The organism is Peribacillus psychrosaccharolyticus ATCC 23296 (genome assembly GCF_000305495.1).
Classification (GTDB): Bacteria; Bacillota; Bacilli; order Bacillales; family DSM-1321; genus Peribacillus; species Peribacillus psychrosaccharolyticus.
The window spans coordinates 20494-33458 of record NZ_AJTN02000008.1; the positions used below are offsets into that span (position 1 = coordinate 20494).

9 protein-coding genes are annotated in these 12965 nt (G+C 37.6%); 6 read left to right on the forward strand and 3 right to left on the reverse strand.

The features are described 5' to 3' along the window. Positions 1–3: 3 nt before the first annotated feature. The 3 genes from WYK_RS01535 (at position 4) to WYK_RS01545 (ending at position 3151) form a co-directional block, all read left to right on the forward strand. Positions 4–885, forward strand: coding sequence for an ABC transporter permease (locus WYK_RS01535; RefSeq protein ID WP_456238554.1), 882 nt, complete (start codon positions 4–6; stop codon positions 883–885). Positions 886–1031: 146 nt separating this feature from the next. Continuing rightward, the gene (locus tag WYK_RS01540; protein ID WP_040372675.1) at positions 1032–1955 is read left to right on the forward strand and encodes a sugar phosphate isomerase/epimerase family protein; all 924 of its coding nucleotides are present in this window, start codon (positions 1032–1034) and stop codon (positions 1953–1955) included. 29 nt (positions 1956–1984) lie between these two features. Next, positions 1985–3151: a Gfo/Idh/MocA family protein gene (locus tag WYK_RS01545; RefSeq protein WP_040372677.1), complete on the forward strand. Its 1167-nt coding sequence runs from the start codon at positions 1985–1987 to the stop codon at positions 3149–3151. Between the two features lie 1115 nt (positions 3152–4266). Here the strand turns inward: WYK_RS01545 and WYK_RS01550 are convergent. The 3 genes from WYK_RS01550 to WYK_RS01560 form a co-directional block, all read right to left on the reverse strand. Next, positions 4267–4473: a hypothetical protein gene (locus WYK_RS01550; RefSeq protein ID WP_040372679.1), complete on the reverse strand. Its 207-nt coding sequence runs from the start codon at positions 4471–4473 to the stop codon at positions 4267–4269. Between the two features lie 1056 nt (positions 4474–5529). Continuing rightward, positions 5530–6393, reverse strand: a complete 864-nt coding sequence (gene licT, locus WYK_RS01555; protein WP_040372681.1) for a BglG family transcription antiterminator LicT — start codon at positions 6391–6393, stop codon at positions 5530–5532. A gap of 602 nt (positions 6394–6995) precedes the next feature. Further along, on the reverse strand, positions 6996–8438 hold the full coding sequence (locus WYK_RS01560) for a glycoside hydrolase family 1 protein (RefSeq protein WP_040372683.1): 1443 nt from the start codon (positions 8436–8438) through the stop codon (positions 6996–6998). A gap of 467 nt (positions 8439–8905) precedes the next feature. Between WYK_RS01560 and WYK_RS01565 the strand changes: the two genes are divergently transcribed. The 3 genes from WYK_RS01565 (at position 8906) to WYK_RS01575 (ending at position 12812) form a co-directional block, all read left to right on the forward strand. Continuing rightward, entirely contained in the window at positions 8906–10822 is a 1917-nt protein-coding gene (locus tag WYK_RS01565; protein WP_040372685.1) for a beta-glucoside-specific PTS transporter subunit IIABC, read from the forward strand. 72 nt (positions 10823–10894) lie between these two features. Then, complete coding sequence (locus WYK_RS01570) at positions 10895–12316, forward strand: 6-phospho-beta-glucosidase (protein WP_040372686.1); 1422 nt, start codon at positions 10895–10897, stop codon at positions 12314–12316. A gap of 112 nt (positions 12317–12428) precedes the next feature. Next, complete coding sequence (locus WYK_RS01575) at positions 12429–12812, forward strand: hypothetical protein (RefSeq protein ID WP_152526373.1); 384 nt, start codon at positions 12429–12431, stop codon at positions 12810–12812. Positions 12813–12965: the final 153 nt, after the last annotated feature.

Genomic DNA, 12965 nt, shown 5'->3' on the forward strand with positions numbered 1-12965 from the left:
GTGATGATGATTACCATGTCGTTTCTATCTGAAGCCTTTCTGACGACTCAAAACTTATTAAATGTTGTACGTCAAATTTCATTTATTGGGATTGTAGCAATGGGTGTAACGATGGTCATTATTACAACCGGAATAGATTTATCATCCGGTTCTGTCATCGCCTTGGTGTCTGTTGTTTCAGCAAGTTTTGCCCATCCCGGTGAGTTTTCTATCTTTGTGCCACTTTTGATTGGACTCTGTATTGGTGCACTTGCTGGTTTTATAAACGGCACAATTACAGCTAAAGGAAAAATCCCTGCATTTATTGCTACATTAGGCATGATGATCGCAGCTAGAGGATTAGCCTTATTATATAGTGATGGAAGACCAATTCCAGACTTATCATCAGCATTTTTGTTTATTGGGAAAGGTGAAATATTAGGCATTCCATTTCCTATTATTGTGTTTATCATTATGGGAATTATTTCACATTTAATGTTAAGTAAAACAAAGTTTGGAAAGTATACTTATGCTATTGGCGGTAATGAACAAGCCGCGAAAATTTGTGGGATTAATGTAGATCGTTACAAAATCTTAATATACACGTATGCAGGTTTACTAGCAGCAATTGCTGGGATGATGTTAACCGCAAGGATTAGTGTAGGTCAACCAAGTATGGGAAATATGTTTGAATTAGATGCAATTGCTGCCGCAGTTATTGGGGGAACAAGCCTAACCGGTGGTGTTGGTACGATTGGTGGGACAATGATCGGTGCACTAATTATTGGTGTTCTTAATAATGGTCTTGACTTATTGGGTGTATCCTCTTATTGGCAGCAAATCTTAAAAGGTATCATTATAGTAAGTGCAGTTTTAATTGATGCTCGAAAACATAAAAAAGTTTAACGCTATTGAGCCTTTACCTCTATGAAAAAAAGTATTTTTACCAACAAATTTTAATGATTTTTATGTTGAACTTCCATTTTCTCTATTATAGTTCATAACTATCAACGTGAATGTGAATGCCTCATCAAAGTTAGGAGATTTTTGACATGAGTATTAAGATTGCGGGAGCTCCCTGTTGCTGGGGCGTAGATGATGCAAAAAATCCATACCTTCCACCATGGGAGCGAGTATTAAAAGAAGCATCACAAGCAGGTTACAAAGGAATTGAATTGGGCCCTTATGGTTATATTCCGATGGATATTGAACGAGTACAAGTTGAGCTTTCTAAAAACAATTTGAAGATTATTGCAGGGACGATTTTTGATGATTTGGTAACCGAATCTAATTTAAATATATTATTGCAGCAAGTTGACGACATCTGCTCACTAATTACTAGACTTCCAGCCTCTCCACAGGAAAATGATCAACACTTTGCTCCCCCATATCTGGTTTTAATTGATTGGGGGCATGAAGAAAGGGATTACACAGCTGGCCACTTTGACGTCGCAAAGCGTTTATCTACCCAGAACTGGAACAATATGATGTCACACATTCGGACTCTTGCTGAGCGAGCGTGGACAAAGTATGGTGTCCGATCTGTCATTCATCCTCATGCTGGTGGCTATATTGAATTTGAAGACGAAATCAAGAAACTTTTGGAAGACGTTCCCTATCATACTGCTGGACTTTGCCTAGATACTGGTCATCTTTATTACTCAAAAATGGATCCGGTAAAGTGGCTTAGAGATTGTGCAGATCGGCTGGATTATATCCATTTCAAGGATATTTCTCTAAATATATATGAACAAGTAATGGGAGAACATATCCGCTTTTTCGATGCTTGCAGCAAAGGGGTCATGTGTCCTATCGGTCAGGGTGTCCTGGACTATAAGTCGATTAATCGATTGCTGAAAGAAATCAATTATCATGGGTACATTACAATCGAACAAGAGCGTGATCCGAGAAATTCTGATACTAGTTTAAGAGATGTTAGTCAGAGTATTGCCTACTTAAAGAGTATAGGTTATTAAAATTTTTAAAGAAATGGAGGGAATCGATCATGATTAATGGTGAAAAATTAGTAGAAAATCCTATTCGTTGGGCAATGGTAGGTGGTGGAAGAGAAAGTCAGATTGGTTACATCCATCGATCAGCTGCGCAGCGTGATAATAATTTCCATTTGGTTGCTGGTGCATTTGATGTTGATCCGAAGAAGGGTAAAGATTTCGGGGTAAAATTACATGTTGCTGCAGAACGTTGCTATCCAGATTACAAAACGATGTTAGTTGAAGAGGCTAAACGTGAAGAGGGCATTCAAGCTGTTTCTATAGCTACTCCAAATGGTACTCACTATGAGATTTGCAAAGCGGTTTTAAACGCTGGTTTACATGTAGTATGTGAAAAACCTCTATGCTTTACTACCAAGCAGGCAGAAGAACTGGCGAATCTTGCAAAAATGAAGAATCGTGTTGTCGGAATTACATACGGTTATGCAGGCTATCAGGTAATTGAGCAGGCACGACAGATGATTGCAAATGGAGATCTAGGCGAAATACGAATTATAAATATGCAGTTTGCACATGGTTTTCACTCTGAGGCTGTCGAAACTGAAAATCCTAGCACTAAATGGCGCGTTGATCCAAATATTGTTGGTCCAAGTTATGTACTGGCCGACTTAGGAACTCATCCATTTTTCCTGTCTGAGGTTTTGCTACCAAAACTGAAAATAAAAAAACTGTTGTGTACTCGTCAGAGTTTTGTCAAAAGTCGAGCACCTCTTGAGGACAATGCCTATACCCTTATGGAATATGATAACGGTGCAATCGGAACTGTTTGGTCCTGTGCAGTAAATGCGGGATCTATGCATGAGCAGAAGATTCGAGTCATCGGTTCAAAGGCTAGTATTGAATGGTGGGATGAACATCCTAATCAGCTCCGCTATGAGATACAGGGTAAACCAGTACAGATTTTAGAACGTGGAATGGACTATCTTTATCAGGAAGCTTTGGTGGATGACCGGATTTCTGGCGGACATCCTGAGGGTTTATTTGAAGCATGGTCAAATCTGTATACTCGTTTTGCTATGGCGATGGGAGCTTGTGATCGTGGGGAAACATTGAATGATATATGGTTTCCAGGAATCGAAGCAGGTGTAGAAGGCGTCCGATGGGTAGAGAACTGTGTGCGATCCGCCGACAATGGGGCTGAATGGGTAGAATATCAATAACATTTTAATGTGTTCTTTCAAATAGAAAGGAATACCGTTTCTATGTTTAATGTAAAAATGTATACATTAATAGTATTTTATACATTAACATATTCGGAAATGAGTGAACTGAGAAATATTAAAATTTACTAAGCCCATTCATATTGAATGCAGCGCTTTATTATTGCCGGTTTGACAGGAGGGGCTGTGAAAGGTTGACAAGAGTTATGAGTGTAAAAATCGCTGTGATTTAAGCGATATATAAGGTATATACAAAGAGCCTTTAATATAATGAACTTTCCTTGGAAATATGTCTTTGTTTAGCGTTAAGACTTTTAAAAGCTGAAGGGCAAGCCCTTTTTTGTATACCAGATATTGATTCAGTTATAATTGACGAATTTAGCAGTTTTAAGTTGTTCTTTTTCTGACTTAGTGTAAAGAACTAGAGTGATTATTTTTATTAAATGTTATCGGCGGGGGAATATTCGTATGACAAACTCTCATCAAAGTCTATATTACGTAGCCTAAGGTAAGGAAATTTATCATTCTGAATGAATAAGTAAGAAGAGCTTGGAGAAATCCAGGTTTTTTTTGATTCTTAGGTTAGTCAATTAAACGCTTTTTGATCCCTTTTCTTTTGATAAACCATATATGAGATTTAAGGTGTTGCTCACTGTTACTCTTTTCTAAGAATTCTAGTACTTGTGTAATCTAATTATTATTATTTTAACTTTATCTAGTATACAAGACTACCAGATTAGGAAAGAATAAATATAAGTAGATTAATAAAAGGAGGATGAATATGGAGAGAAAAATGGTTCGCTTAATTAATAAAGCGTAAATCCAATGAAATGTTTTTTAATTCCTCTTCTACGATTACTCCCTCTTACTTTCTTAAAGGTATCTAAAACGCTGATAAAGAATTTTATTCCTTATAATAAGAAATTATTCTCCTGCTCTCCTATCTCCTTCGTGCAAGTGTTTCAAGCATCCTGATTAATGCAATTAGTGCACGGGAATACTCAAAGTAAAGGAATGTTACCAGAGGAATTATTAAAGTAATTTTCCTGAGGTGACTTCTTACTGTACCTATATTACCTATTCTGAAATCAAATTGACACTAAAATACAAAACGCTTAATTGAGAGTGATCAGTATCATTTTAATAAAAATAATAATAAATACTAAAGATGCGATAGAACTGGCTATTGAATTGGATACTCTAACATTTGTTAGCACAAACTTCACTATAAGTGCTGCTATTAAAGGAATAATAAGCAATATAGCTAGTTGCATTGCCATGTGATCCATCTGAGCTTTGAATGGACTAAAATCTATTTTCATCTGCACCCCCACCTTTATTATTTCGGTGAAGGAAAATGTTTTTTAAATTCATCTTCTACAGATTTTCCCTTTATAAATCTACGTAAAATTAGTATTTTACGCAAAGTTGAAATGTTTGCTCCCCTTTTTTTTCATTTTTTATAATTGTATGCATTTAAATAAGGTAAGAACAAAAAAGAGAGCCTGAGAGAATTTCTTTTGACATTCTTTAATTTTTAACAACTTTATTTATTTTTAAACCATTTATTGTAACTGTACAGTTTGCTTTTTTTGACCTAGTTACCATGCTTCTATTTCACTGGAGCGTATTTTAAAGTGGAACGATTAATAACCCTGTATTTTTTCGTGTACCGTTTTGAAAAAAAAAGAACTCCCCATAAAGGAAAGCAACAATTTTAGTGAAGGTAACATCTATTATATTGTTCTATAGCCATTCTGTTCCGAATTGCTCTTAAGCCTTCAAGTCCAGCCTGCCAAGTTACCTCCCTGTTTTTTTCTGGCCATTCATCAACCACTTTCTAAAATCGAGTTTATTACTTAGGGAATCCCTTTTCTACATTGAATATATAGGTCAGATGTGAATGTAATTCAAAACGATTACCTTGGATAAAATCCAAAAATTGTTCCTAAATTTAGCCTAATTTACGGTTTTGTGAAACAGAGAAAAATCCTCTCAAAAGGTTGTTGGGCAAGGCCAAAAATAGTATATCATAAGGGAAGTGGGAATTTTAGAGATGGATATTGACATCTTATTAGCTGGTTTAGGTAAAAAAAGGAGAGCTGCTTCAGCAGCCCTTTTTTGTTGTTTTACTAATATTGCTACTTGTGGAATCCATGTCTACTTAGATTTATAATGCTCTGTTACATAATTCAACCATAGTCCACCATCGTCCATTTTTTCGATTGCTTTTAAGTGGAAATATACTGGTTTTTCTTTTGTAGTTGAGAATATGTTTCGAATATTTTCAGAGAGTTTGATGAACCATCAGCTATTGGGACTAAAACCAAACTTACCTCATCAATTAAACCTTCATTCAGAAACGCCCCGTTTAAAGTTTAACCCTGCCGGTTCAATTCCTGACATCGTGATGTAACACGGTGGATATGGATCGTTAAATATACTTTTTCATCCTTCGATATAGACCAGTTAAACGTTTTTTCTACATAAGAGGCAACTTTCTCGCTGCAGGTAAACGCTTCTGTATAACGTGTCTGCACCTGCGTAAACATAAAATCATCCGCAGGCGGCACTTCTGTTTTCTCTTGGCGGACAAGCCGGATGGCAAAAAAGCGGAGATGTGTTAAAAAGCGTTCATAATTAATAGAGGTTTCATCTAGTTCCATTTTATAGTGATACTTTACAATGTTCAGCGTATCGTTAACGACTTTGACAATTTGCACAGCGGCATCAAGACCTTCCCCTGATACACGGCTATTCACAAGGTGGAGGGCAATCGATGCTGCTTCGTCTTCTTCCATGCGGATACCTGTTTCTTCTTCAATCACATCTAGAGCTTGCAAGCCAATAGAAAACTCTTCTTTATAGTACTTTTTAATTTCCCACATGAGCGCGTTTCGAAGAATCATGCCCTGCTTATGGCGGGTTACGGCAAAGCTGATATGATCCATAAGAGCCACATAGGCATAATCATCAAGACCGGGACCAAACCGCTCTTTTGCCATGGAAATAATCCGGTCTGCAATGGTTAAATACTCGTCAGGCACCTCCCGCAGCAACTCACCGATTTTGTCGGAAATTCCGCGATTATCAAGAACAAATGTTTTTTCTACCTTATCTCTCTCGATAGTTTCACCCGCTTTTTTTTGAAATGCAAGTCCACGTCCCATGACAACCATTTCCTGGCCTTTGCTGTTTTGGGTTAGTACAACATTATTATTGAATACTTTTTTAATCTCCATAGTTTATACCACACCTTTGCCTTATTAGCAGGCATTAAAAAACCTGAATTTGTGTATAGGAAACAAGCTTTTCCAGCACAAATTCAGGTTTTGCCTGCTTATCAGTAACAACCCTGATTTATATTTATTTTGAAAGCGGTTACTACTTTTTTACCATATTAAATCTTTACTGTCAATATCTGTTCACCTATCATCTTAGCCTAATTCATTTTGCCTGTTATTGCTTTCCCATTATCTTTACTTGACCAATCTTGCCTCTTTTTATCTTTAATTTGCCCCGTGATTGCTTGTTGATCTTCCTATAAAAAATCAGTGAGAAATAGGGATTTATCTCTTTTAATATAAGGTATCCGAGGTTTAATTGTAAATCTTATATAGAAAGACAGACACAAAAGAGTCGAAGAACCAAAGGGTTCTTCGACTAAAAAATGAGTAAGCTTTAGGTGAGAATGAGTACTTCACTGATAATCTCAAGAGCAAGAAAATAAATCGTATGTCCTTGTATACTAGGGCATCATTTTTCTTTTACGGTAGCTAGTTTGGCCTGTTCACTGTCGTTAATGTAAAAGTGGAAGTACTATTAGTCTCAGCTTTTTCTACTTTTATAGTTCCTGGCCGTTTGTTGCAATCACATTTTTGTACCAGAAGAAAGATTTCTTCTTTTTACGCTCAAGCGTGCCTGTTCCATCATCATGCTTGTCAACATAGATATAACCGTAACGCTTCGACATTTCGCCTGTTGACGCACTTACTAGATCAATACAACCCCAAGAGGTGTATCCTATTAGATCCACACCGTCTTCAATTGCTTCACCCATTGCTTCGATATGACCACACAAGTAATCAATTCGATAATCATCATTAATGCTTCCGTCTTCTTCTACTTTATCATGTGCTCCAAGGCCATTTTCTACGACAAACAACGGCACACGGTAACGGTCATATAACTGGTTTAAAGCGAGCCGGAGGCCAATAGGATCAATTTCCCAGCCCCAATCACTTGCTTTTAGGTACGGATTTTTCACGCCTGAGAAGATGTTTCCTGCTGCTTTTTCTTCTGCTGTTTTCTCTTTCTTTTCTGTGCGTGACATATAATAGCTGAAAGAAATAAAATCGACTGGATAATTTTTTATTGTTTCTAAATCACTATCCTGCATGTTAATCGTGATGCCGTTTTCTTTAAAGAAACGCTTTGAGAATGCTGGATATTCTCCGCGAACTTGTACGTCTCCACAAATATAATTAAAGAATTGCTCTTCCTGGAATGCGTACAACACGTTCGATGGATTGCAATCGATTGAGTAGACGGGAGCATAAATAAGCATACAGCCAATTTGAGATCCAGGAATTATTTCGTGACAGGCTTTTACTGCTAAACTGCTTGCTACAAATTGGTGGTGTAGTCCTTGGAAACTTTCTTGCAGACGAACATCTTCAGTAGATGGAGAAAAACCAAGTCCAAAAATCGGATGGAATACAGCTCCATTTATTTCGTTAAATGTCAGCCAGTACTTTACTTTGTTTTTATAACGATTAAATAAAGTAGTAGCATAACGCTCAAAAAATGCAATGACTTCACGGCTTCTCCAGCCGCCATACTCTTTAATTAAATGCAAGGGCATTTCATAGTGAGAGATCGTTACAACTGGCTCAATTCCATGCTTTAAACACTCATCAAATACCCGATCATAGAACGCTAAGCCTTCTTCATTTGGCTCAAGTTCATCTCCTTTAGGAAAAATACGTGACCAGGCAATGGACATACGGTAGGCTTTAAAACCCATTTCAGCAAATAAAGCGATATCTTCTTTATACCGATGATAAAAATCAATCCCATCATGGTTTGGGTAGGAATATTTTTCTTTGTGGATCTCAAAGTCGAATCCAGGTGTAGAGATCATTTTTAATCGAATTTTCCCACCAGGCATTACATCTGCCAGGTTCATTCCTTTACCACCCTCAAGATAGGCACCTTCTAATTGGTTGGCAGCTGTTGCGCCGCCCCATAAAAATCCTTCTGGAAATTGATATGCTGTTTTACTCATGGAAAATCCCTCCATTTTTTAGTAGCTAAGTTTTTACATTTTCATAAAAAGCAAACAAAAAAACCTAAACCACGCAGTAATAAGGACATCATAGCCTCATAGTCTGAATGATTTAGGTTTTGCCTGCATAACCAGTAACAATCCTAAATAGGTGTTTGTTTGCGTTAAATATAACATCCCTCTTTCACTGAATCAAGAATTTTGTAATCGCTATTTTTGAAAATTTTTATAAAATAAGAGGTTTTTGGAAATCTAAAATTTCGTAAAATATTTTAAAAAGAAAGCGTTGACAAAAATTGAATGCTTATGATAAATTACACACATCAAGTAAAACTTAATAAATTCCTTCAAGGAATGTTACCTTAAGTGGGCATAACCTGAACTGACTGAAACGCGCTGTTTGTGTGTGTTTTAGCCAGTTCAGGTTTTTTATTTGAAAAAATTAAATGAGGAAAGAAGGGGCGGAAATGAAATACGAGCAGTTAGCAAGAGATATCATTGCAAATGTAGGGGGAAAAGAAAACGTTTCCAGTGTTGTTCATTGTATTACGCGTCTGCGCTTTAAATTAAAGGATGAAAGCAAGGCAAATACAGAAGTTCTTAAAAATATGGATGAGGTTGTAACCGTTATGAAAAGCGGAGGGCAATATCAAGTCGTAATTGGAAATCAAGTACCAGATGTGTATAAGGCAGTGGTGGCGGAAGGTGGATTCCAAGGCCAGCCAACCGTTGAGGAAGAAGAGGGTCCAAAAGGGTCACTTTTCAGCCGTTTTATTGATATAATCTCAAGCATCTTTACCCCAGTTCTAGGAGTCTTAGCAGCCTCAGGGATGATTAAAGGCTTTAATGCGTTATTTGTAGCACTTGGCTGGATTGAGAATACTTCCGGCACGTATCAAATTTTAAATGCCACCGGAGATGCATTGTTTTATTTCTTGCCGATCTTTTTAGGCTATACGGCTATTAAGAAATTTGGTGGCACTCCGTTTCTTGGGATGGCAATAGGGGCAGCGTTAGTTTACCCGGCACTTTCTACATTAACAGCTGGTAAACCGCTTTACACGTTATTTGAAGGAACCATGTTTGCATCACCTATTTTTATCACCTTTTTAGGTATTCCGGTTATTTTAATGTCTTACTCATCATCCGTTGTTCCTATTATCCTTGCTACTTTTTTTGCGGCTAAAGTAGAAAAATGGCTTAGAACCTTTATTCCAGATGTAATCAAGACTTTTGTTGTACCTTTATTCACCTTGCTGATCGTTATTCCCGTTACGTTTATGGTGATCGGTCCATTAGCAACATGGGCAAGCAGTCTATTAGGCCAGGGATCTTTATTCATTTATAATCTAAGTCCAGTTATTGCAGGAATTCTACTTGGTGGATTATGGCAAGTTATTGTTATTTTCGGTCTTCACTGGGGACTGATACCAATTGCAATCAATAACGTGGCAACAATGGGATATGATACAATCTTAGCTCCTGTGTTTGCTGCATCCTTTGCACAGATTGGTGCGGTTCTCGCCATTATGATCAAAACAAAGAATCAAAAGTTAAAAACATTAAGTATTCCAGCCTTCATCTCCGGCATCTTCGGTGTTACAGAGCCGGCTATTTACGGAATCACGCTGCCGTTAAAGAAGCCTTTTATTATCAGCTGTATCGGTGCAGCAATAGGCGGCGCGGTTGCAGGTTTTACAAATGTAAAGGGTTTCATTGTGGGTGGTCTTGGCATCTTTGGTATTCCTTCATATATCAGTCCTGACGGGCTTGGAATGGATCTGTGGGGTGCACTTATCTCAATCGTAGTTGGCTTTATCGTAGCATTTGTCCTAACCATGTTATTTGGTGGAATTAATAAAGCGCAGCAGCCTTCCAGTCTGTCGGAAGGAATCACTGCAGCTTCTGTTGAAATAGCAGCAACAAAGCATCAAGGTGAAGAAGTCGTAAGTCCGTTAAATGGAGAAGTGCTGGATTTGTCACAAGTAAAAGACGCAGCGTTTTCAACTGGTGCATTAGGCTATGGTGTAGCCATTGAACCATTCGAAGGAAAGCTGGTTGCTCCTGTATCCGGAACCGTATCAGCATTATTTCCAACAAATCATGCAATCGGCATTACATCTGACTCAGGTGCAGACCTTTTGATTCATATTGGAATGGATACAGTTCAGCTTGAAGGAAAATATTTCACAGCACATATAGCTCAAGGTGACCATGTGGAAAAAGGACAATTACTTATTGAATTTGATATGGATCAAATTAAAAAAGCGGGTAAGTCGTTAACAACTCCTATCGTTGTGACGAATCATAAAGAGCAAGACTTAAAGCTGACTAACCAGAAACTAGTGAAAACAGGCGATCAATTATTTGAACTAGTACATTAAACAACTAAATTTCCAGGAAAAAGGAAAGAAACGATTTCTTTCTTCCTGGTTTTTCAAGAAAGGAAGATTATGATGGCTTTTCCAAAAGGATTTTTATGGGGCGGCGCGATTGCTGCTAACCAAGCAGAAGGTGCGCATTTAGCAGATGGGAAGGGGTTAACAACAGTAGACTTGCTGCCAACAGGGAAAAAGCGTTTTGACATCATGTTTGGTAATCTGCATTCATACGAACCACTTGAAGGGGAGTTTTATCCATCGCATGAAGCGATTGATTTCTACCACCGTTATAAAGAGGATATTGCCTTGTTCGCTGAAATGGGCTTTAAAGCATTGCGTTTATCGATTTCATGGGCAAGAATTTTCCCAAATGGAGATGATGCTGAACCAAACGAAGCAGGACTGCAATTTTATGACGACGTGTTTGATGAGCTATTAAAGCATGGGATCGAACCAGTCGTAACGATTGCGCATTTTGATGTGCCAGTTAACCTAGTGAAGAATTACGGCAGCTGGAGAAATCGCAAGCTCGTTACCTTCTTTGAAATATATGCGACAACTCTTTTCAAGAGATACAAAGACAAGGTAAGGTATTGGATGACTTTTAACGAAATCAATATGCTTCTGCATTTGCCGTTCGTTGGGGCAGGCCTTGTGTTTGAAGAGGGAGAAAATCAAAAGCAAGTGAAGTACCAAGCGGCCCATCACCAATTGGTTGCCAGCGCATTAGCCGTAAAAGCTGGACATGAAATCATTCCTGATGTCAAAATTGGTTGTATGCTGGCTGCTGGCCAGACGTATCCTTATTCATGTGATCCAGAGGATGTATTTGAAGCAATGGAAAAAGACCGTGATTCCTTCTTCTTTATTGATGTCCAATCTCGTGGCCAATACCCCGGCTATGCAAAGAGATTTTTCAAGGACAATAATCTAAAGATCGAAATGGAAGAGCAAGATGAAGCACTTCTTAAAAATAATACAGTAGATTATATTGGCTTTAGCTATTACGCCAGCCGTACAACAAGTACAGACCCAGAAATCAACAAGATGACCTCTGGAAATGTATTTGGTTCTATTGAAAATCCTTACTTAGAAAAGTCTGAGTGGGGCTGGACTATTGATCCAAAAGGCTTTCGTATTACAGCCAACCAATTATATGACCGCTATCAAAAACCTTTATTTGTTGTGGAAAATGGTTTAGGTGCTGTCGATATTCCGGCAGAAGATGGAGAAATTAATGATAATTACCGTATCGAGTACTTACGAAAGCATGTGGCGGAAATGTCGGAAGCAATTGAAGACGGTGTTGAAATTATTGGCTATACGAGCTGGGGACCAATCGATCTTGTCAGTGCATCAACGGGTGAAATGAGAAAGCGTTACGGCTACATTTATGTTGACAAAGATAATGAAGGAAATGGAACGCTCAATCGTTCAAAGAAGAAGAGCTTCAACTGGTACAAAGAGGTTATTGAAACGAATGGAGAAAAACTGTAAGTAAACCAAGCAGGAAAGCCCATTTGTGGCTTTCCTGCTTACGCATGTATAAAAAGATACTATAATAATCGGAACATCAATTTTATCGGAGGGGAAAGCTATGAGGACTTTGGTGGAAATGCAGGAAAGACATAAACTTATTGCTAATGATTTTGTTACGAGAGGAATTATCAAAAATTCAGAAGCAGCTACAGCCTTATTGAAGTCAGGTATTTTCATCCCAAAAGTTCCAGTTTTAACTCACTTGCAAATGTCGGACGCCATGATTTCGTTGAGAAACAATATGAACCTTTTAAAAGATTCAAGGGTTCCTTATATGTCTTTATATAAAAATATCCTTGATTCTATTGGAGATCGTAATTTAGAAAGCATAGAAGCTTTAGCTATGGATGAAAATGCCTCTCTTGCAGATATTGATGATAATGAGAATCTTGAAAATATAGAAGCTGTACGTCCTTACATCTATGATGCAGCAATAAAATTGAAATATATTTGAATATAACCGATAATCATATTCAAGATAATGGTAGTGAAGAAGAAAAAACATTATGGGATAAATATGTTAAAAAGCTTTAGTTAGGTATTCAATCATTGTTTGTGATATGGGCATTTTCAGATACATCTCTCAAGAATTGGAATATTTATAAGG

Bases quoted from the DNA above. Each gene is read 5' to 3' on its own strand.
- WYK_RS01535 (WP_456238554.1), top strand. From the start codon at position 4: ATGATGATTACCATGTCGTTTCTATCTGAAGCCTTTCTGACGACTCAA.
- WYK_RS01540 (WP_040372675.1), top strand. From the start codon at position 1,032: ATGAGTATTAAGATTGCGGGAGCTCCCTGTTGCTGGGGCGTAGATGAT.
- WYK_RS01545 (WP_040372677.1), top strand. From the start codon at position 1,985: ATGATTAATGGTGAAAAATTAGTAGAAAATCCTATTCGTTGGGCAATG.
- WYK_RS01550 (WP_040372679.1), bottom strand. From the start codon at position 4,473: ATGAAAATAGATTTTAGTCCATTCAAAGCTCAGATGGATCACATGGCA.
- licT (WP_040372681.1), bottom strand. From the start codon at position 6,393: ATGGAGATTAAAAAAGTATTCAATAATAATGTTGTACTAACCCAAAAC.
- WYK_RS01560 (WP_040372683.1), bottom strand. From the start codon at position 8,438: ATGAGTAAAACAGCATATCAATTTCCAGAAGGATTTTTATGGGGCGGC.
- WYK_RS01565 (WP_040372685.1), top strand. From the start codon at position 8,906: ATGAAATACGAGCAGTTAGCAAGAGATATCATTGCAAATGTAGGGGGA.
- WYK_RS01570 (WP_040372686.1), top strand. From the start codon at position 10,895: ATGGCTTTTCCAAAAGGATTTTTATGGGGCGGCGCGATTGCTGCTAAC.